Below are 18,255 nucleotides of genomic sequence, written 5' to 3'. Positions count from 1 at the left end.
CAAGCGGAATGTAACAAAAAAGTACAGGAAAAAAGTTTGCTAAAAGAGAATGAAGCTATGATACACTGACAATAAACCGGTGAACAGAGTATTTCACTTGGTTAAATGAAGTTTAAATATTGCCTCTCCGGCAAGGGTGGGCCTGAAACGTTAAAATGAAATAGTTTATACATAAAATACTAATAATTTTTTGTCCTAAATTGCTGGATAAAGGGAGTGGAAATGTTGAAGATATCAACAAAAGGACGATATGGATTAACCATAATGATGGATTTGGCTACACAGTATGGAAAAGGTCCAATCCCTTTAAAAAGTGTAGCAGAACGTCATGGCTTGTCAGAGCACTACCTGGAACAGCTGATTGCTCCGCTTCGCAACGCAGGGTTGGTGCGAAGTGTGCGGGGGGCTTATGGCGGGTACAAACTGGCAAAGGCTCCGGAAGAAATAACGGCCGGCGAAATAATCCGGGTGTTGGAAGGCCCGATCAGTCCCGTCGAATTCACGGAGGAAACAAATCCGGCGAGACGGGACTTGTGGAGAAGGATCCGGGATGCCATTGCCAGGGAATTGGATAACACAACCCTCGCTTTGTTGATCAATTTCTCCCATGATGGAAACGATGATAATTATATGTTTTATATATAAATTATCTTTTAAAATAAGACTAAAAAGCGTATCTTTTTATAGAGAATATCTTTTGTCGTTAATGAAATTGCAGGACAGGTGAAAATCAATGTCAATTTATTTAGACCATGCAGCAACGACCCCCATTCATCCAAAAGTGAAAGAAGCCATGTTGCCTTATTTGGATGAGGCTTTTGGAAATCCCTCAAGCATTCACCAGTATGGCCGGCGGGTAAGGAGCGCCCTGGATCACGCGCGTGATCAGATTGCCGGATTCATCAATGCCGATCCAGGCCAGATTGTATTTACCAGCGGGGGGACGGAAGCAGATAATCTTGCTTTGTTTGGCGTTTTGGAAGCCGAACGGAAAAAGGGGAAAAACCATATTGTTACTTCCCGGATTGAACACCATGCCATTCTGGACACGTGTCATTATCTGGAGAAAAGAGGTTATGAAGTTACCTATCTCCCGGTTGACTCCACAGGCATGGTACAGCCCGAGGCGCTCCGCGAGGCTGTTAAACCGCAAACGGCCTTGATTTCGATCATGTTTGGGAATAACGAAGTGGGAACCATTCAGCCCATTCGGGAAATGGGCGAGTGGGCCAGGGAACATCGCATTTTCTTTCATACGGATGCCGTCCAGGCACCGGGAGTGGAGAAAATTGATGTAAAACAGTTGCCTGTTGATTTGATGACGATCTCTAGCCATAAAATCAATGGCCCCAAAGGAGCGGGAGCCCTTTATTTTTCTCCCGGAGTCAAGCTGATTCCCCGCATGTTTGGCGGCGTCCAGGAAAGGCGGAGACGAGCGGGCACCGAAAATGTTTTGGGAATCATCGGATTTGGACAGGCTGCCGAACTGGCAGGCAATCATCGCGAGGAACATCGTGAAAAAATTATCAAATTACGGCAAATCTTTCTGGATGAGCTGGTCAGATCGGGCATCCGCCATGTCGTAAACGGCCATCCTGAGCAAACTCTTCCCCATATCGTCAATATCAGTTTTCCGGGAACCGATTCCGAAACATTGCTGATGAACTTCGATCTGGAAGGAATCGCCTGTTCCAGCGGTTCAGCCTGTACGTCAGGAACCCTGGAGGTATCCCATGTACTGGAAGCCATGCATTTGCCTCCGGAAGTGACCCGTTCCGCGATCCGCTTCAGCTTTGGCTGGGAAAACACCGTGGAGGAAGTAAAGAGAGCGGCTGAAATTACATCTGTCATCGTCAGAAGACTGACGGAAACCAAAGGTTGAAAATTGGCTTGACATGGGGACTCCGTGAAAGTTAGTTTTAGGCAAGGCAGGAATACCTAAGGGAGAAAATCATCGAACAAATGAAAGAACTGGGAAGGAGGTCTGTGAGTATGCATAAGATCAATCAGATGGAGGAATGGGAAAAGGAACTGGACAATATAGACTGGAAAACGATGCTGGATGACATCAATAAAGCATTAATTGACAATTTGGCTGCCGAACTGGGATTTCCTTCATATGACCGTTTGGAGCAGGCATCTGAACGGGTCTTTAAAGACTTTTACGTGGTTCATCTATCAGACGGGCGATGGGCTTGGTGGAATCCAACCACCTATGCCAAAGAAGATCCGTTGTTTTTTGAGAATAAAAAAGACATTATCAAATATATCGCCGGAGTTTTGAATCTGGAACGGAAAGATTGGAAACGCCTGGAACTGGGACTTGATCAGGTGGTGCAAACGAGAAGATGCCGTTGTTGCCAGTATGAATACAATCCACTTGACCCATCCCGGATGTCGTGGGATGTTGATCAGGAACAGGCGGAATTTTGCTCTGCCGATTGTGCCATGGAATATGTGCTGGGAGAAATGAAAGAACATTTTGGTGGATAACAGGGAAAATGACCTCAGACTGGTTTTTGGGGTCATTTTCTTTGACGTTTTTTCAATTATAAGGTGAGTGTGATGAATACACAGTTACAATTATTTGAGGAAAGTTACATAAAAGGAACTTTTCGCCAGGAAATCTATTATAACGAAGAAAACGGATATGGGGTTTTTTTGCTGGAAGTGATCGAATCCTCTGAAGAGATCAATGAGGAGGAAGTGACCGTAGTGGGCAACATGTTAAGGCCCTATCAGGATGAAGTGTATGTCTGCTATGGAGAATGGAGAAATCATCCCAAGTTTGGCCGCCAATGGCATGCCTGGCGCGTTGAGAAAGAAATACCGCGTTCCAGGGAAGCGGTGATCCGCTACTTGTCGAGCGGGTTATTTACCGGTGTGGGCAAAAAGACAGCCGAAAAGATTGTCGATTTTCTGGGAGAAAATGCTCTGGACAAAATCGCCGGCCAGCATGAATTGTTGACGGAAATCAAGGGAATCTCCCCGGCAAAGGCGCTGGCGATCGCCGATCAGCTTCGGGAGCATCAGGCTTTGGAACAGGCAATGGTTTATTTGTACCGGTTTGGAATCGGACCATCCCTGGCGTTAAAAATTGTGCAGACATACAAGCATGAGACGATTCCGCTGGTCAAGGAAAATCCCTATCGGATGATCGAGGAGATTGAAGGGATTGGTTTTCGGCGGGCGGACGAGATTGCAAAAGTTCAGGGATTGGCGGAGAATGCACCTGAGCGTTTTCAGGCTGCTGTCCTGTATGCTTTGAAAGAAGCATCCATGACGAAGGGGCATGTTTATGTGACATGGGACCAGTTGAATACCGTAGTGAACAGCCTTTTGGGAGAAGAAGCGGAAGAATGGTTTCCTGAATCAAAACGCCGGGTTTATATTCAGGGGCTGCTGGATGATGACCGGATCATCTGCGAGGAAGACCGTTATTACCTTCCATCCCTTTATTATGCCGAGTATGGGTTGGCCATGCGTGTCAAGCAGTTTCTCGAACAATCCTTTGAGCCGGATTATTCAGCGGCGGATATCTATGGAAAAATCGGGGAAATAGAAGAAGAATTGTCTGTCAATTATGCAGACAAGCAAAGGGACGCCCTGCTGACAGCCATGTCGACTCCGTTTATGATTTTGACAGGCGGCCCGGGGACAGGGAAAACAACGGTGATTAAAGGAATTTGCCAGTTGTTTTCGCGACTTCACGAAGTTTCAATTGATCCGGATGATTACAAAGGAAAAGAGCAGCCGTTTCCCATCCGCCTCGTTGCCCCTACCGGCCGGGCGGCCAAGCGGATGTCGGAAACCACCGGGCTTCCGGCAATGACCATTCACCGCCTGCTGGGCTGGAAAGGGGAATTTTTCGAACATAATGCCGATTATCCCATTGAGGGAAGTTTGTTGATCGTCGATGAGGTTTCAATGCTGGATATCTGGCTGGCCAATTCGCTTTTTCGCGCGATTCCCGAGGGAATGCAGGTTATTTTGGTAGGAGACCAGGATCAGCTTCCTTCCGTGGGGCCGGGACAGGTGTTATACCATCTGCTTCAGGTAAAGGATATTCCCCGCGTGGAACTGACCGAAATCTTTCGCCAGGCAGAAGGTTCCTCGATCATTGAGCTGGCTCATGCGATGAAACGTGGCGTTGTCCCTGATGACCTGCTGAAACCGAAACCGGACCGGCGCTTTTTCCAGTGCAGGAAAGAACAGGCATTATCAGTGATCGTGCAGACGGTGGTGAACGCCATTAAAAAAGGTTACACCCTGTTTGATGTCCAGGTGCTGGCTCCCATTTACAAAGGACCGGTCGGAGTCAATAAAATCAACGAAGAGATTCAGGCCGTTCTGAATCCTCCGCATGAACAGAAAAAAGAGGTTTCCTGGGGGGAAACTGTATTCCGGCACGGGGACAAGGTTTTGCAACTGGTCAATCACCCCGAACATCCGGTTTACAATGGAGACATGGGAATCATCATTTCCATTGACGAGACAGCTACCGGGGACCAGCCTGTCCTGTGGGTACAGTATGACAGGCTGGAAGTACCTTACAAAAAGACACAACTGGGGCAAATTTCACTGGCTTACGCCTGTTCGGTTCATAAAGCCCAGGGTTCAGAATTTGCGATCGTCATATTTCCCATTTTGTATGCCTTTCGCCGCATGCTTGAACGGAATTTGCTCTACACGGGCATCACGCGCAGCAAATCCTATCTGATCCTGTGCGGAGAACGGGAAGCCCTGGTCGAAGGGTTGAAAAAACAGCGCGGGGAAGAACGGAACAGCCGCCTCCAGGCTTTGATTGAAGAGGATTGGTAACAAGTACCCAACAATTTCAGTCCGTGTTTGACCCATACTAAGGGATAGCGGGGAGGAGGCTGATTTCCTTGCGCAAATCCCAGGAAGTGATCGGGCTTTCCATCATTCATTTGCAAACAGGCAGGAAGTTGGGCACCGTCAGTGATCTCCTGTTTGACGAACGGCAGAAGTTAAGAGGCATCGTCCTGGAAGAAGGCAGTCTGTTTAAAAGACAGAGATTCATCCCAATCAGTGATGTCGTTTCGATTGGGAGAGATGCAGTAGTTGTGGACAATGAGCAGCCTTCCCCAAATCCGCAAAATGAGAACTGGATGGGACTGTATACCGGACAGAAAAAACTGAAGGGACGTACCATTTTAACAAACAGCGGATATGAAATGGGTTTTGTGGAAAATGTCTATTTCCTCGAAGAAGTGGGAACCCTGATAGGGTATGAACTTTCCGGCGGAATCATCAATGACATCCGGGAAGGACGAAAGTGGCTGAAAGCCACCAAGCCGCTGGTATGGGGAGAAGATGTGTTAATCGCCTCGCCTGACCAGATCGAAGTGAAAGACGCAAAGATTTAAAAGGAAGGGAATAGACATGTTTCGTTGTCCCAACTGCAATTCGCACGACCTGGGAAAAATTGGGGCCAACCATCATTATTGCTGGCACTGTTTTATTGAGATAACCACCGAAGAGGACCGGATTGCCTCAGTCTATCAAGTGGAGGAAGACGGAAGCCTGACTTCGTTGAATGACCTGTTTTTGGAGGAAAGCTCTCGCCTTTCTTATCTGGATTAACCCACCAAAGGAGGGAGCTCCATGATACGACAAGCAGCTTATACCCTGATAGCAGGTGGAGTGCTGCTGTTTGGCTTGAGACAGATCATGCAAATGCGTCAAAGAAACAGGTTTCAGAGATTTATTCAGTCGATGGTTCGTATGGCCCGAAAAAACAGGTGGCTGAGCCGGATCATGATGGAAGGAATGACAAAAAGGTTTATGCGCCGCCTCCAGGTAATCAAATAAACCCCGCGCAGAAAATCCCCCCGGTAAACAAGCCGGGGGATTTTCAGTTTGAATAAAAAAATAAAGGACCTTGCGAAGCGGCGGTGGCACTCCGGCATCCGAACCTCAGGCGGGCCCAAAAACTTGACAACGCTCAAACCGTTCCCCCACTTCTTCCCTTCCATCAAACGCCTCTCTTTGCAACGGTTTTGATATTACTTCTCACGCTTGTTCACCTTTACCGGCAAGTTTGATCCACCGGTAAAAGGCCAGGGATCTGTTTTTCATAAAATGAGACATGTTTCCGTATCTTATAAATAAAAGCTGTATGGGGGAGGTGCCGCAAGTGGAACACTGGAAAGCACCGCGATATTTGTACAGATCCATATTTGTCCTCGTTCTGCTCGGCATCGTTTATATCATCATGCAACTCAGTCCGTGGATTGCCGGTATATTTCTGTTTTTGAAAGCAGTACTGGGACCTTTTTTCATTGCCATGATTATTTCTTACCTGTTAAACCCGGTGGTCAATATGTTGAGCCAGCGTTTTCTCCCGCGGACCCTGGCGGTTTTGTCTATTTACAGTTTGTTTATCACCTCGCTGGTTATTGTGACTATTAATACCATTCCCCTGCTGGAACAACAATTCAAGGAGTTGGCCGAACACCTGCCCCAGTGGAATGACCGGATCCAGGACATGATCAGGGAATATAATGACCACAGCAGGGAAATCCTTCCGCTCAGTGTGAAAGCGGGCATTGAACAGTCCATGATGCGCCTGGAGCAAAAAATGACCGATTATGTTGAAAACATGATGAGCGGAATTGGCAGTACCATTAACCAGTTTTTTTTGGCACTGATCATCCCTTTTCTTTCTTTTTACATGTTAAAGGATATGCAATCGATTGAACGTACGATGTTGACCCTGCTACCCAAAAACCAGCGCAAATCGGTGATCCGGGTATTGCGGGATGTGGATGAAGCGCTTGGCAACTATATCCGGGGCCAGTTTCTTGTTTGCGTGGTAGTGGGGGTGTTTGCTTATATCGGCTATCTGATTGTCGGCTTGCCATATGCGATGCTGCTGGCCGCTGTGGTGGCCGTCTTTAATGTGATCCCCTATCTGGGCCCCATTTTTGGAGTGGTCCCGGCCCTCTTTGTAGCTTTTACCGTATCCGGGAAAACGGTGATTGGCGTGTTGATTGTCAATCTCACCGTCCAGTTTCTGGAGGGAAATGTCATTTCTCCGCAAATTGTGGGACGGAGTTTGCATATGCACCCGTTATTAATTATTTTTGCCTTGCTGGTCGGCGGTGAAATCGGGGGGGTTTTGGGCTTGCTGCTGGCCGTTCCCATCTTTGCGATGGGAAAAGTGATTGCCGAACATGTTCTGCAACATTTTATTGAACGAAAGGTTTGAAACGAAACGGATCAGATTGTATAATAAAAACCAGCCATAAAATGTGATAAGTGAACATGATGATGGAACCGAGTGGGTTTAATCGCCGCCAGAGAGGAAAGCTCTGCAGGCTGAAAGGCTTTCCCGGAAATGATGGATCCACGGCCAGTTCCGGAATGCAGCTAATTCCTGCCGGCGGCTGAATCGCCGTTATCTTCAATGAAGTGACCGTGTTCATTGCCCTAAGCTGACCAAGGGCTGTCGGGATGATATAACGCGGTAACTAGGGTGGTACCGCGAGAAAAACCTTCTCGTCCCTTTTGCGGACGGGAAGGTTTTTTCGTGCAGACAAGGAGGTAAATATAATGAAAGCAAGTGAAATTCGCCGCAAATTTCTTGATTTCTTCGCTGGAAAAGGACACAAGATGGAACCGAGTGCGTCGCTCATTCCTGTTGATGATCCGACCCTGTTGTGGATTAACAGCGGAGTTGCCACATTGAAAAAATACTTTGACGGCAGGGTAAAACCGGACAATCCCCGGATTGTCAATTCGCAAAAATCGATTCGGACCAATGACATTGAAAACGTTGGCTATACGGCGCGCCATCATACGTTTTTCGAGATGCTGGGCAATTTTTCGGTAGGAGATTACTTCAAGGAAGAAGCCATTACCTGGGCATGGGAATTTTTGACTGATTCCAAATGGATGGGGTTAAATCCGGATAGACTTTCTGTCACCATCCACTCGGAAGATGATGAAGCTTACCGGATCTGGAAAGAAAAAATCGGATTGCCGGATGAACGGATCATTCGCCTGAAAGAAAACTTTTGGGATATTGGGGAAGGGCCGAGCGGACCCAATACGGAAATTTTTTATGATCGCGGAGAATCCTTATGTGACCCGGATGATCCCGAATGTTATCCAGGCGGTGAGAATGAACGGTATCTGGAAATCTGGAATCTGGTATTTTCGCAGTTTAACCACAATCCGGACGGTACCTATACCCCGTTGCCCAAGAAAAACATTGATACGGGGATGGGTCTGGAGCGGATGGCATCGGTGATGCAGGATGTCTCGACCAACTATGATACGGATCTGTTCCAGCCCATTATTCAGGCAACCTGTGACAAGGCAGGTGTCGTTTATGGAAAAGATAAACAAACGGACATTGCCTTGAAAGTGATCGCTGACCATGCGCGGACCATCGTTTTTGCCGTAAGCGACGGAGCGCTTCCGTCGAATGAAGGGCGCGGTTATGTCATTCGCCGTTTGTTGCGCCGTGCGGTTCGCTATGGACGCAAGTTGGGAATCGAGCGCCCGTTCCTGTACAAACTGACTTCGATTGTGACGGAGATTATGAAAGATTATTATCCCGAACCGGTGAAAAAACAGGCGTTTATTGAGCGTGTCATCAAAAACGAAGAAGAAAAATTCCTGGAAACATTGACGGAAGGATTGCATATTCTTGAAAGGGTCATCGCAGAATTGAAAGCCAGGGGAAAACAGGAAATCAGTGGGCAGGAAGCATTTAAACTGTACGATACGTATGGATTCCCGGTTGATTTGACCGAAGAGATTGCCCGTGAACAGGGATTTTCTGTTGATCACAAAGGCTTTGACGAGGAAATGGAAAGGCAGCGGGAGCGGGCGCGCATGGCACGGCAGGACGTGGACAGCATGCAGGTACAAGGTGGAGCCCTTTCCGAATTACAGGTAAAATCCGAATTTGTGGGTTACGGGCAAATGGAATGTGAGACAACGGTTGCCGCACTGATTCATGAAGACCGGCAAGTGGAGGAATTGGTGAATGGACAGACGGGCCTGGTAATTCTGGCTGAAACGCCTTTTTATGCCGAAAGTGGCGGTCAGGTAGCCGACCAGGGAAGCATACGGTCTGTAAAATGCCAATTGAGAGTGGTTGATGTCCAGAAAGGGCCGCGCGGCGAGCATATCCATTCTGTAGAGGTGGAAAGCGGAGCCGTCCGCGTGGGAGAAAAAGTGAAAGCGTCCATTGACCGATCCTGGCGTCAGGACACAATCAGAAACCATACCGCCACCCATCTGGTACATCAAGCCTTGAAAAACGTGCTGGGAGAGCATGTAAACCAGGCAGGCTCCCTTGTTGCTCCGAACCGGTTGCGGTTTGACTTCACCCATATCTCAGCCATGACTCCCGAAGAAATCAAAGAAGTGGAACGATGTGTAAATGAGCAGATTTGGGAGAATACTAAGGTGGAAACCATGATCAAGCCCTTGGATGAAGCCAAAGCGATGGGCGCCATGGCCCTGTTTGGCGAAAAATATGGCGATATGGTTCGGGTAGTGCAAATTGGAAACTACAGCCTTGAACTTTGCGGTGGGACCCATGTCCAAAATACCGGAGAAATTGGTCTGTTCAAAATTGTGAGCGAAAGCGGGATCGGGTCTGGAATCCGGCGCATTGAAGCGGTAACCGGCCGGCATTGCTATCGGTTTATCGAAGAACAGCTCGGGTGGCTGGCCGAGACTTCCAGACATTTGAAAGCAAAATTGCAGGATGTTCCTGAGCGAACCCGGCAATTGCAAAACCGGTTGAAAGAGCTGGAAAGGGAAAACGAATCCCTCACGGCCAGGATAAACCGGTCAATGGCTTCGAAATTGGCAGATCAGGTTCAGGAAACAGCAGGCATCCCGGTTCTGGCCGCCCAAGTGGAAGCGGGTGGAATGGATCAACTGCGTTCCATGATGGACGATTTGCGTCAGCTGATTGGTGAAGGCGTGATTGTGCTGGGGGCCTCTTCCCATGGGAAAGTTTCCATTGTAGCATCCGTCTCGCCCAAATATGTAAAAGAAGGACTTCACGCCGGAAAACTGGTGAAAGAAGTTGCTGGGAAATGCGGTGGTGGTGGTGGCGGCCGTCCGGAAATGGCTCAGGCAGGCGGGAAAAAGCCGGAGCGATTGCCAGCCGCTTTGGCCGGAGTCAGCGAGTGGATCAGACAGCAAATCAGCTTGAAAAACAAAGGATAATATCAGGTGAAGGACGAAGAATTAAGAAAGCGGATCTTCCAAAAAGAGAGGTGTATCATCCATGGATGAAACGATGAAATTCAATTTTCATGGTGGAAATGATAACGACCCGAAGGAAATTTTGTTCCATGTTTATGAAGCCTTGAAAGAAAAAGGCTATAATCCGATTAACCAGATTGTGGGTTATCTTATTTCAGGAGATCCAGCTTATATTCCTCGCCACAAGAACGCGCGAACCCTGATTCGCAAACTGGAACGTGATGAATTGATCGAAGAACTGGTCAAATATTATCTGGAATCGAAAAAATAGAAAGGGTTCAACGAAATGGATTCGGATGATTTTGCCTCAATGCATATTGATGGCCGATCCCGGATCCTCGGTTTGGACATCGGGGACCGGAGGATAGGTGTGGCTGTCAGTGATTCCTTTGGATGGACGGCTCAGGGAGTAACAGTAATTGATCGCGAGAACAGGAATTGGTTACAAGAATTGGACGAGATTGTGGAACACTATCAGATAAAGGAGATGGTTGTCGGCTTGCCGCGCAATATGAATGGAACCATCGGACCGCGTGGCAAATTGTGCAGGGAACTGGCCGATCAGTTAAAAAAGCGTTATGACTGCCCAGTGCATCTTTGGGATGAACGCTTGTCAACCGTCGCAGCAGAACGGACCCTGATTGATGCAGATCTTTCCCGCCGCAAGCGAAAAAAAGTTATCGACCAAATGGCTGCGATATGGATATTGCAAGGATTCTTAGATGGTATGAGGAGGCAATCAAAATGACACATACGCATGAACCGGAATACTTGATGATTCCCACTGAGGACGGGAAAGAGGAGAAATTTGAAATCCTGTATCTGTTTGATCATGATGAAACCGGAAAAAGTTATATTTTTGTAACACCGGCCGATGAGGGGGACAATGAGGAACATTATCAGGAAGTGCTGGCTTTTCGCTACAGGGAAGAAGAAGACGGGAACCTGACTCTGGAAATGATCGAGGAAGAAAACCAGGCAGAATGGGATATGGTGGAAGAAGTATTCAACACTTTGGTCAGTGAAATGGAAGAAGGGGACACACCTGATGAACAGCAATGATCAGTTTTTTACTGGTGCAAGGGAAGTGAACATCCTGCGTCAGCAGTTTCCTGATCAGGCTGTAATGAATGTTGCCGGAGAAGATGCGGGTACGCCATATCGTGTTGTCAACGAGGTGGAGGTAAATGGACGACACTATGCCCTTCTGCAAAAAGATGGCGATCATCCGGATGATGTTCATTTGTTTCATGTCAATCAGGGTCGGATCGAAGAGATCGAGGATGAGCTGGAATGGGAAAATATAGCGGAAGCGGTTGACGAAATGTTATATTTTCATGACTTTCAGTAAAAACGGGGGGAACCCCGTTTTCTTTTTGCCAAACTGTGCTAACATAAAGTAGGGTTTCTTAAAATAGATAAGAGATTTAAGCGAAAAAGGAGTCCACGTCTAATGAATTGGTATTGGCGCATCTTCTTTACCATCGCGCTGCTGATCGGATGGGGGATTTTAGGCTATCTTTTCATGAATTTTACCCTGGACTCGCCTAAAAGAACCGAGCCGGTAGCGATAGAGATTCCCAGTAATACTTCATTGGAACAAGTTGGGAAGATCCTGGAAGAAAAAAAGCTGATTCGCCGGTCGTATCTCTTCAGTTTTTATGTTTATCTGAAGGACAGGACCAACCTGCAGGCTGGAAACTATCTGATTGAACCAAATGAAGATATTGACAGTATGCTGGAGAAGTTTGCCACAGGAAAAGAGAATGTGGTCAGGGTGACCATTCCGGAAGGATGGGATGCAACCAAAATTGCCAATCGTCTGGATCAGGTTAAAGAAAAGTTTGATAAAGAGACTTTTCTGTCTTTATTGAACAGTAAGCAACCGAAATATAACTTTGAGTTGCAAATCTCCCAAAACGCAAATCGTCCTTACAAGCTGGAGGGTTATTTGTTTCCAAGTACATATGATTTTCCCAAAGATGCTTCAGAAGAAGAGATCATTAACATCATGCTGGGGCAGTTTGCCAGACACGTGGAAAAGATGCAGATCCGGGAACAGCTTGAAAGCGGGAAACTGGGGGAATTTGACATGACCCTGGATAAACTTGTTACAGTGGCGTCTTTGGTGGAAAGAGAAAGCAAAGTGGAAGAAGAATATCCACGCATTGCCGGAGTGATATATAACCGATTAAAAAGCACAGATAATCAAAAATTAAGAATTGACGCCACTTTTTTATATATTACCCAGCTAAAGGATGAATGGAAGAATGTTCCCTTTCATCAGCTGAAGTACAAGGAGCATCCATATAATACATATATTGTCAAAGGCTTGCCGCCCGGGCCGATTGCAAATCCCGGGGAGCAGGCATTGAAGGCAGCTTTAAATCCGGAGCATCACAAGTATGAATATTATGTAACCACAGGGGACGGAACCGGAACTCACTATTTTGCGGAAACTTATTCGGAGCACAATCAAAATGTGAAATTGAGCAATGCCAATGAACAACGACGAAAGAAAGAAAGCTAGATTTGTTAAGTTGATCCCATAACTGAAATGAAAAGCTCTTATTTTGTGGACATAGCACAAAGTAAGAGCCTTTTATTTAATTGCTTACGCAGAATTCCATTACAAGGTTTGAAAGCGGGAAAAAGGTGCGCAACAGTTAGATTAATCAAGTCAAAGGAAAGGGAGTTTTAGTGATGAAAGGGGCTGTTATGTCTGTATTGAATGACTTTATATTTCTGTGTATTCAAAAATGTATGCGATTAATTGTTTTTGAAACGTCTTTGGCTGGTAATGTTTTTTATTTAAAATTTTGTCTAAAAAAGTACTTTATTTAAAGAAAAAGTCTTTTTTACAGATATTGTTTATAATTATAAAAGAGGTGATGTTGAGAAGTCTGTTGTTAATCTTTATTGTTGCCAGAAGTGTTAATGTCGTTTCTCAATCGAATATTGGCAATGGAATGCTGACCTGTTACGGACGAAAGATGCCAGGCTGAGAGACAATACGACAGACGGAGCCAAAGTGTCGTTACCAGGGAAGGTGGAGAAATCAAATCGGCTTGTCGGTCAAACATTAAATCCGAGCACTATATTGAATGGATCGCACCGGTTTCAAGAAACAGGTGGAATTTCAGTTCGAGTCCCGGTGAAGAGCCAAAGGCGAATTTTTGCAGGGATTCCTTTCGGCACCGTTATTGTAAGCTTTACGGACTCTGGAAAGCTGATTTTAATCGGATCTTGTCTTTTAAATAATTTCTGAATAAGGGGATATGATGAAATGGCTGTTGAAAACGCAATGACTTCAGAGTTCCTTCATTCCGCATTTGGTGGAGAAAGTATGGCACACATGCGTTATTTAATCTGGAGCGACATCGCCGATAAAGAAGGTTTCCCGAACGTAGCGAGATTGTTCCGTGCTATTGCCTATGCTGAACAGGTGCATGCAAACAACCACTTCCGGGTCATTGGCGGAGATACCTCCGATGCTTCTGTCACGGCTGGCGGTGTCTTTGGCGTCGGTAAAACTGCGGAAAATCTGCAAGGTGCCATCAACGGTGAGCTCCACGAAGTCAATCAAATGTATCCGGTGTATCTGAGCGCTGCGGAACTCCAGAACGAGACAGGTGCCAAGCGTTCTTTCCATTTTGCCCTGGAAGCAGAAAAAACCCACGCCAAGCTTTTCCAGAAGGCGCTCGATGCTGTCAAAGCGGGAAAAGATTTGGAAGTGGGGAAAATCTATATTTGTCCTGTATGCGGACACACCGTTCTTGAGGAAGTGCCGGATAGATGCCCAATCTGCGGGGCAAGGCAGGAAAAATATATAGAATTTTAATTTCCAGCAGGGTTTGGACAACAGAAAAATATATCATTCCCGGAAAATGTTCCGAATAAATAAGGGGCTGCCATTAAAACAGGCAGTCCCTTTTGGATTACCGAAGTTGTATACTTGCACGAGGATAAACAAACAAGTTATGTGCCGGAGCGTCAGTTTTCAACTTTTCTGCAATCTGCGTACGCTGTAATCCGGTCATATTGTCTTATAAGAAGGACCCGTCTGATCCCGGACAGCCATGCAGCCGGTTGTCGACCTTGAACGACCGTAATTTCTATCCAGAGGTTCCAGGGATGGATAATTGGCCCGGGATTCAGCGAACTTGCTGTATTCCTTTTTCGAGATTGAACAACTCTTTCAAAAATCGAAGTATACCCCGCTTTCATCCTGTCGATGCTGATGAAAGAACGGGGTGTAGAGAAGTGAAGTACAAATGGAGAAGTGTGGCAGTCAACATCGTGATTGTTTTGCTGTTTGGCGGTATTTTGGCACGGCTTTACATGATTCAGGTTTCCTCCACGCGTTCCTTTCAGATTGTGGATGAGCAAGTTGACTTGATCGCCATGGCGCAGACGAGTCAGAAAAAGGAGGTCGTTATTCAAAGCGGCCGCGGTTCCATTCTGGACCGGAATGGAAAGCCTTTTGTTGGCGGAAGTGACTGGCATTTGCTTGTTTTTCCGCAAAGCGAAAAGCAATGGCGTCTCCGTGCTGACCAGTTCAGGAAAATTTCCGAGATTATCAATGTTCCTTATTGGGAATTTCGCCAGCAATTGCTTCATCTGAAATCTCCAGTCATTTTGTCAGGGTTAAATGGTGAAGAAATCACGCTTTCCCCGTTAGAACGGAAGACGATTGAAGCATTGCGCGTTCCCGGGGTGATGGTGGTTCAGTCGGATCAGCGGATGACGTTGAACCAGCTGGCTGAACAGGTGATAGGACAGGTGGCCCGCAGCCCGTTGCTCCTTAAAAAATGGTATTTCGACAAAATCAAAAACAAAGAGTGGCATTCTGAATCGTTAATCGGCATTTCCGGTTTGGAACAGGCATTTGAGCCTTTTTTGCATGGTGAGGAAGAGCAGTTGCTAATCTATACCGCCACCAGAGGCGGCAAGCCGCTGAATGGAGTGCAAATGACAAGAAAAAATACGGTTCGCGCGGAAGAAGATCCGCCCAGAATACTTGTTACTACATTGGACAAAGAGATTCAGCAAAAGGTGGAAAAGATTCTGCGGGAAGAAGAAGTTGAAGAGGGGGCGGTTGTTGTCCAGGAAATCAGGTCAGGGGATATTTTGGCCATGGGAAGCATGCCAAAAGGAACATCTGCCAAAAGGGAACTGAATCCCTGGAAAAACAGGGCAGTCATGGAGGCAACTCCCGGGTCGATTTTCAAGACGGTGGTTGCCGTTGCGGCTCTGGAACAGGGATTGGTCAATGAAGACACGGTTTTCCACTGTGATGGAAAACTGGATCATTACCACCTGAGCGATGCCAAGCCGGGAGGCCATGGGAAGATTACATTTGCAGAAGCCTATGCAAAGTCCTGTAATGTTGTCATGGGAACAGTGGCCAAAACACTGGGGCCGGAAAAACTGGAAACATATGCCAGGCGGTTCGGGTTGAACCAGAAAGTCATCTGGGACGGAAAAGTGTTTCATGACTCATCGTTTGTGCAACTGCCAGAGGAACAGACCGGTCTGATCTTTGCAAAAAAAACGGACAAAAAAGACGGGGGTGTCCTCGTGCAGACAGGGATTGGACAGCGGGATGTCCGTATGACACCGGTCCAGGCTGCCAATATGGTGACATCGCTTTTCCATCAGGGGAAAACACCGGAACCCCGGTTGGTAGAAGAGATACAGGATGTGCAGGGCCGTACGGTCTTTCGTTTTCCAAGACAAGTTATTGAAGGAGCAAAACCGCTTCGATCAAATACAATCAGGTCGATGAAGAAATTCATGCAGAAGGTGGTGGAAAGCGGTACGGCAACTCAAGCCAGGCAGGCCAAATGGAAACTGGCGGGAAAAACAGGAACTGCCCAAATCGGGCAGAAAGGAGACAGTTATAATAAGTGGATGATTGGGTTTGGTCCAGTGAACCAGCCGCGTTACTCCATTGCCGTGGTACTCAATCGCGTTTCCGATGCGGACGACCCGAGGGCGATTAAAATTTTTGAAAAAGTGATGAACGAATTGGCTGTACTGGAGAAGACAAAAAAGGAAAAATGAAGAAAAACCAATACAGAAAAACCATGGGAGAAGCATGATTGTTCGATTTGATGATGTGATTAAATATGGCCGCATTCAGAACTTCTTCCGGTTGTTTTGTTATTCCTGTCCGATTATGATATTAGTAGTATTGTAGGTTTAAATTAAAGGAGTAGAAATCATGAAAATCACCGTGAATTTGTCAAAGGCTGAACTGGATTTAATCGAAGAAGCTCTTTTGCAATATCAAAATCTTTTGCTCAAATCCAAAGACCAGGACGAAATGGTCAATGATGAGCTGAAATTGGCACGTCGTGTATTGGAAGAGTTCGGGATGGAAGGACTTGAAGAAGAAGTCCAGGGGGGGCAGCAGCATTCCATGGAAAAGGCTTTGCCCATGCCGTCCGGCAGCAGTCATTTTCCCACACCCACTCCGCATAGCCAGTATGCTTCTCCAAACCAATATCACGGTCCAAATACTTTCGTTGCTCCCAATCAATATCCATTTTCTCGCTAATGGCAAAAAGCGCCACTGATTTTCCAAATTCAGATGGCGCTTTTATATTGTATTGTTATATCTGATAGCTATTACACATGTTATCATAGTAATGAATTGAAAAATCGGATGAAAATGCTGGGAATTCCTTGGCCGGTTCATCAGCGATTGAAAAAAGTGCTGTTTATACTAAAGGGAGATCAAAAATGAAGGAAAGAGAAGTTAAAAGTATTTTGAGAAACATGAAGGTTGGGGAACCAATTCATTTTTCGACGACAAACACGGACGAACAGATCGAGGTCGAAAGGGTTTTTGTGGGTTTGGAAGAAGGTTGGCTGATCATTTACCAGGGTGAACGAAAAGTATTGAAAAATTTGAATGATGCTGTGAGTTTTTTGTCGAAACATTGGAATTTAGACCTGAAACATTTGCTTCGGGGCCAATATGAGGAACTGAATGAAATGATTGATCTGGGAAAATACTGAAGGAAAGAGGATTGAGGACAATATGCCTCGATCCTTTTTTTGAAAAAAGGTTTAAGGCAGTTTGGATTCGGGTAGAAAATAAAAATATGAAACTATATGAACTTACAGTCGCATAATATAAGCAGGAAGGATTGAAGCATGAAGAAATTTACAACTGTTTTTGTCATTTCTGTTATTATTTCTTTTCTTTTTATCCTTTGGGGAGTTGTTGCACCGAATCACATAGAAAATGTTATGACATCCATTCAAATTTTCCTGCAGGACAAGTTCGGCTGGTTTTATCTGTTCAGCACAACCGGTTTTTTTGCTTTGTGCCTGTATTTGATTTTCAGCTGGTATGGGAAAATTCGTCTGGGGAAAGATACCGACCGTCCGGAATTTAGCAACATTACGTGGTTTGCGATGTTATTTAGCGCAGGCATGGGAATCGGACCGGTTTTTTGGGGGACGGCTGAACCCTTGTCCCATCCATAACCCCATATTCGGAGAAGCTGGTTCCCTTGAGGTGGCCAATGTTGCCATGCGTTATTCCTTTTTCCATTGGGGGCTGCATCCGTGGGCCATTTATTCCCTGCTGGCGTTGGCTCTGGCTTTTTTCAATTTCCGCAAGGGTACTCCCGGTTTAATCAGTTACACATTCTATCCGCTGCTGAAGGAAAAGGTGAAAGGGCCATATCATAGCCGTCTATGCAACAGTCATCGGCGTTGCCACTTCCCTGGGAATGGGAGCGATCCCCAGATCAGCGGAGGGCTTTCCTTTGTTACACCAGTGGAAAACAATTTTATGACTCAACTGATTATTATTATTGCAGTCACTTTCCTGTTTATACTGTCTGCAACGACAGGTTTGAACAAAGGGATCAAATTTTTAAGCAATTTAAATATTTTGCTGGCTGTTCTGCTGATGCTGTTTGTCCTGTTTACAGGCCCGACCAAATTTATCATGAATTTGTTTACGACCACGCGTGG

Annotated in this window: 19 protein-coding genes and 1 pseudogene; all 20 read left to right on the top strand. The window is 46.2% G+C overall.

Annotated elements, in window-relative coordinates:
• The first annotated feature begins 225 nt into the window (after window positions 1-225).
• A complete protein-coding gene (gene cymR, locus H2C83_RS03180; RefSeq protein WP_181738070.1) occupies window positions 226-645 on the top strand; it encodes a cysteine metabolism transcriptional regulator CymR in 420 nt (139 codons plus the stop codon).
• 88 nt (window positions 646-733) lie between these two features.
• Window positions 734-1,882: a cysteine desulfurase family protein gene (locus tag H2C83_RS03175; protein WP_181737687.1), complete on the top strand. Its 1,149-nt coding sequence runs from the start codon at window positions 734-736 to the stop codon at window positions 1,880-1,882.
• A 110-nt stretch (window positions 1,883-1,992) separates the two neighbouring features.
• Window positions 1,993-2,493: a hypothetical protein gene (locus H2C83_RS03170; protein ID WP_181737685.1), complete on the top strand. Its 501-nt coding sequence runs from the start codon at window positions 1,993-1,995 to the stop codon at window positions 2,491-2,493.
• Window positions 2,494-2,565: 72 nt separating this feature from the next.
• Window positions 2,566-4,821, top strand: a complete 2,256-nt coding sequence (gene recD2 / locus H2C83_RS03165) for an SF1B family DNA helicase RecD2 (RefSeq protein ID WP_181737683.1) — start codon at window positions 2,566-2,568, stop codon at window positions 4,819-4,821.
• Window positions 4,822-4,889: 68 nt separating this feature from the next.
• On the top strand, window positions 4,890-5,390 hold the full coding sequence (locus H2C83_RS03160) for a PRC-barrel domain-containing protein (RefSeq protein ID WP_181737681.1): 501 nt from the start codon (window positions 4,890-4,892) through the stop codon (window positions 5,388-5,390).
• Between the two features lie 16 nt (window positions 5,391-5,406).
• Window positions 5,407-5,607: a YrzR-like zinc ribbon domain gene (locus H2C83_RS03155; RefSeq protein ID WP_181737679.1), complete on the top strand. Its 201-nt coding sequence runs from the start codon at window positions 5,407-5,409 to the stop codon at window positions 5,605-5,607.
• Between the two features lie 21 nt (window positions 5,608-5,628).
• On the top strand, window positions 5,629-5,835 hold the full coding sequence (locus H2C83_RS03150) for a hypothetical protein (RefSeq protein WP_181737677.1): 207 nt from the start codon (window positions 5,629-5,631) through the stop codon (window positions 5,833-5,835).
• 325 nt (window positions 5,836-6,160) lie between these two features.
• Window positions 6,161-7,234 carry an AI-2E family transporter gene (locus H2C83_RS03145; protein ID WP_312853835.1) on the top strand — a complete coding sequence of 358 codons (1,074 nt, stop codon included), beginning with the start codon at window positions 6,161-6,163 and terminating at the stop codon, window positions 7,232-7,234.
• Window positions 7,235-7,578: 344 nt separating this feature from the next.
• Window positions 7,579-10,221, top strand: a complete 2,643-nt coding sequence (gene alaS / locus H2C83_RS03140; protein WP_181737673.1) for an alanine--tRNA ligase — start codon at window positions 7,579-7,581, stop codon at window positions 10,219-10,221.
• Between the two features lie 61 nt (window positions 10,222-10,282).
• A complete protein-coding gene (locus tag H2C83_RS03135; RefSeq protein ID WP_181737671.1) occupies window positions 10,283-10,531 on the top strand; it encodes an IreB family regulatory phosphoprotein in 249 nt (82 codons plus the stop codon).
• Between the two features lie 15 nt (window positions 10,532-10,546).
• A complete protein-coding gene (gene ruvX / locus H2C83_RS03130; RefSeq protein ID WP_246333705.1) occupies window positions 10,547-11,008 on the top strand; it encodes a Holliday junction resolvase RuvX in 462 nt (153 codons plus the stop codon).
• Window positions 11,005-11,322, top strand: a complete 318-nt coding sequence (locus tag H2C83_RS03125; RefSeq protein WP_181737668.1) for a DUF1292 domain-containing protein — start codon at window positions 11,005-11,007, stop codon at window positions 11,320-11,322. The genes ruvX and H2C83_RS03125 overlap by 4 nt, the downstream gene beginning before the upstream one ends.
• Window positions 11,309-11,611 carry a DUF1292 domain-containing protein gene (locus H2C83_RS03120; protein WP_181737666.1) on the top strand — a complete coding sequence of 101 codons (303 nt, stop codon included), beginning with the start codon at window positions 11,309-11,311 and terminating at the stop codon, window positions 11,609-11,611. Before H2C83_RS03125 ends, H2C83_RS03120 begins: the two co-directional genes overlap by 14 nt.
• A 102-nt stretch (window positions 11,612-11,713) precedes the next feature.
• Window positions 11,714-12,790 carry an endolytic transglycosylase MltG gene (gene mltG / locus H2C83_RS03115; RefSeq protein WP_181737664.1) on the top strand — a complete coding sequence of 359 codons (1,077 nt, stop codon included), beginning with the start codon at window positions 11,714-11,716 and terminating at the stop codon, window positions 12,788-12,790.
• A 756-nt stretch (window positions 12,791-13,546) separates the two neighbouring features.
• Window positions 13,547-14,101, top strand: coding sequence for a rubrerythrin family protein (locus H2C83_RS03110; protein ID WP_181737663.1), 555 nt, complete (start codon window positions 13,547-13,549; stop codon window positions 14,099-14,101).
• 422 nt (window positions 14,102-14,523) lie between these two features.
• Window positions 14,524-16,326 (top strand): peptidoglycan D,D-transpeptidase FtsI family protein, encoded by a 1,803-nt coding sequence (locus H2C83_RS03105; RefSeq protein ID WP_181737661.1) that lies wholly within the window; start codon window positions 14,524-14,526, stop codon window positions 16,324-16,326.
• Between the two features lie 160 nt (window positions 16,327-16,486).
• Entirely contained in the window at window positions 16,487-16,822 is a 336-nt protein-coding gene (locus H2C83_RS03100; RefSeq protein ID WP_181737659.1) for a hypothetical protein, read from the top strand.
• Between the two features lie 185 nt (window positions 16,823-17,007).
• Complete coding sequence (locus H2C83_RS03095) at window positions 17,008-17,286, top strand: hypothetical protein (RefSeq protein WP_181737656.1); 279 nt, start codon at window positions 17,008-17,010, stop codon at window positions 17,284-17,286.
• Window positions 17,287-17,424: 138 nt separating this feature from the next.
• Window positions 17,425-17,760: a BCCT family transporter gene (locus H2C83_RS18050; protein ID WP_281364082.1), complete on the top strand. Its 336-nt coding sequence runs from the start codon at window positions 17,425-17,427 to the stop codon at window positions 17,758-17,760.
• Between the two features lie 46 nt (window positions 17,761-17,806).
• Window positions 17,807-18,250, top strand: a pseudogene (locus H2C83_RS18045) (BCCT family transporter); the annotation flags it as partial.
• Window positions 18,251-18,255: the final 5 nt, after the last annotated feature.

This window comes from Thermoactinomyces mirandus (assembly GCF_013868055.1).
Taxonomy (GTDB): domain Bacteria; phylum Bacillota; class Bacilli; order Thermoactinomycetales; family Thermoactinomycetaceae; genus Thermoactinomyces; species Thermoactinomyces mirandus.
This window is presented reverse-complemented; position numbering and strand designations above follow the sequence as displayed.

Bases quoted from the DNA above. Each gene is read 5' to 3' on its own strand.
- H2C83_RS03175 (WP_181737687.1), top strand. From the start codon at position 734: ATGTCAATTTATTTAGACCATGCAGCAACGACCCCCATTCATCCAAAA.
- H2C83_RS03170 (WP_181737685.1), top strand. From the start codon at position 1,993: ATGCATAAGATCAATCAGATGGAGGAATGGGAAAAGGAACTGGACAAT.
- recD2 (WP_181737683.1), top strand. From the start codon at position 2,566: ATGAATACACAGTTACAATTATTTGAGGAAAGTTACATAAAAGGAACT.
- H2C83_RS03155 (WP_181737679.1), top strand. From the start codon at position 5,407: ATGTTTCGTTGTCCCAACTGCAATTCGCACGACCTGGGAAAAATTGGG.
- H2C83_RS03150 (WP_181737677.1), top strand. From the start codon at position 5,629: ATGATACGACAAGCAGCTTATACCCTGATAGCAGGTGGAGTGCTGCTG.
- alaS (WP_181737673.1), top strand. From the start codon at position 7,579: ATGAAAGCAAGTGAAATTCGCCGCAAATTTCTTGATTTCTTCGCTGGA.
- H2C83_RS03135 (WP_181737671.1), top strand. From the start codon at position 10,283: ATGGATGAAACGATGAAATTCAATTTTCATGGTGGAAATGATAACGAC.
- ruvX (WP_246333705.1), top strand. From the start codon at position 10,547: ATGGATTCGGATGATTTTGCCTCAATGCATATTGATGGCCGATCCCGG.
- H2C83_RS03125 (WP_181737668.1), top strand. From the start codon at position 11,005: ATGACACATACGCATGAACCGGAATACTTGATGATTCCCACTGAGGAC.
- H2C83_RS03120 (WP_181737666.1), top strand. From the start codon at position 11,309: ATGAACAGCAATGATCAGTTTTTTACTGGTGCAAGGGAAGTGAACATC.
- mltG (WP_181737664.1), top strand. From the start codon at position 11,714: ATGAATTGGTATTGGCGCATCTTCTTTACCATCGCGCTGCTGATCGGA.
- H2C83_RS03110 (WP_181737663.1), top strand. From the start codon at position 13,547: ATGGCTGTTGAAAACGCAATGACTTCAGAGTTCCTTCATTCCGCATTT.
- H2C83_RS03100 (WP_181737659.1), top strand. From the start codon at position 16,487: ATGAAAATCACCGTGAATTTGTCAAAGGCTGAACTGGATTTAATCGAA.
- H2C83_RS03095 (WP_181737656.1), top strand. From the start codon at position 17,008: ATGAAGGAAAGAGAAGTTAAAAGTATTTTGAGAAACATGAAGGTTGGG.
- H2C83_RS18050 (WP_281364082.1), top strand. From the start codon at position 17,425: ATGAAGAAATTTACAACTGTTTTTGTCATTTCTGTTATTATTTCTTTT.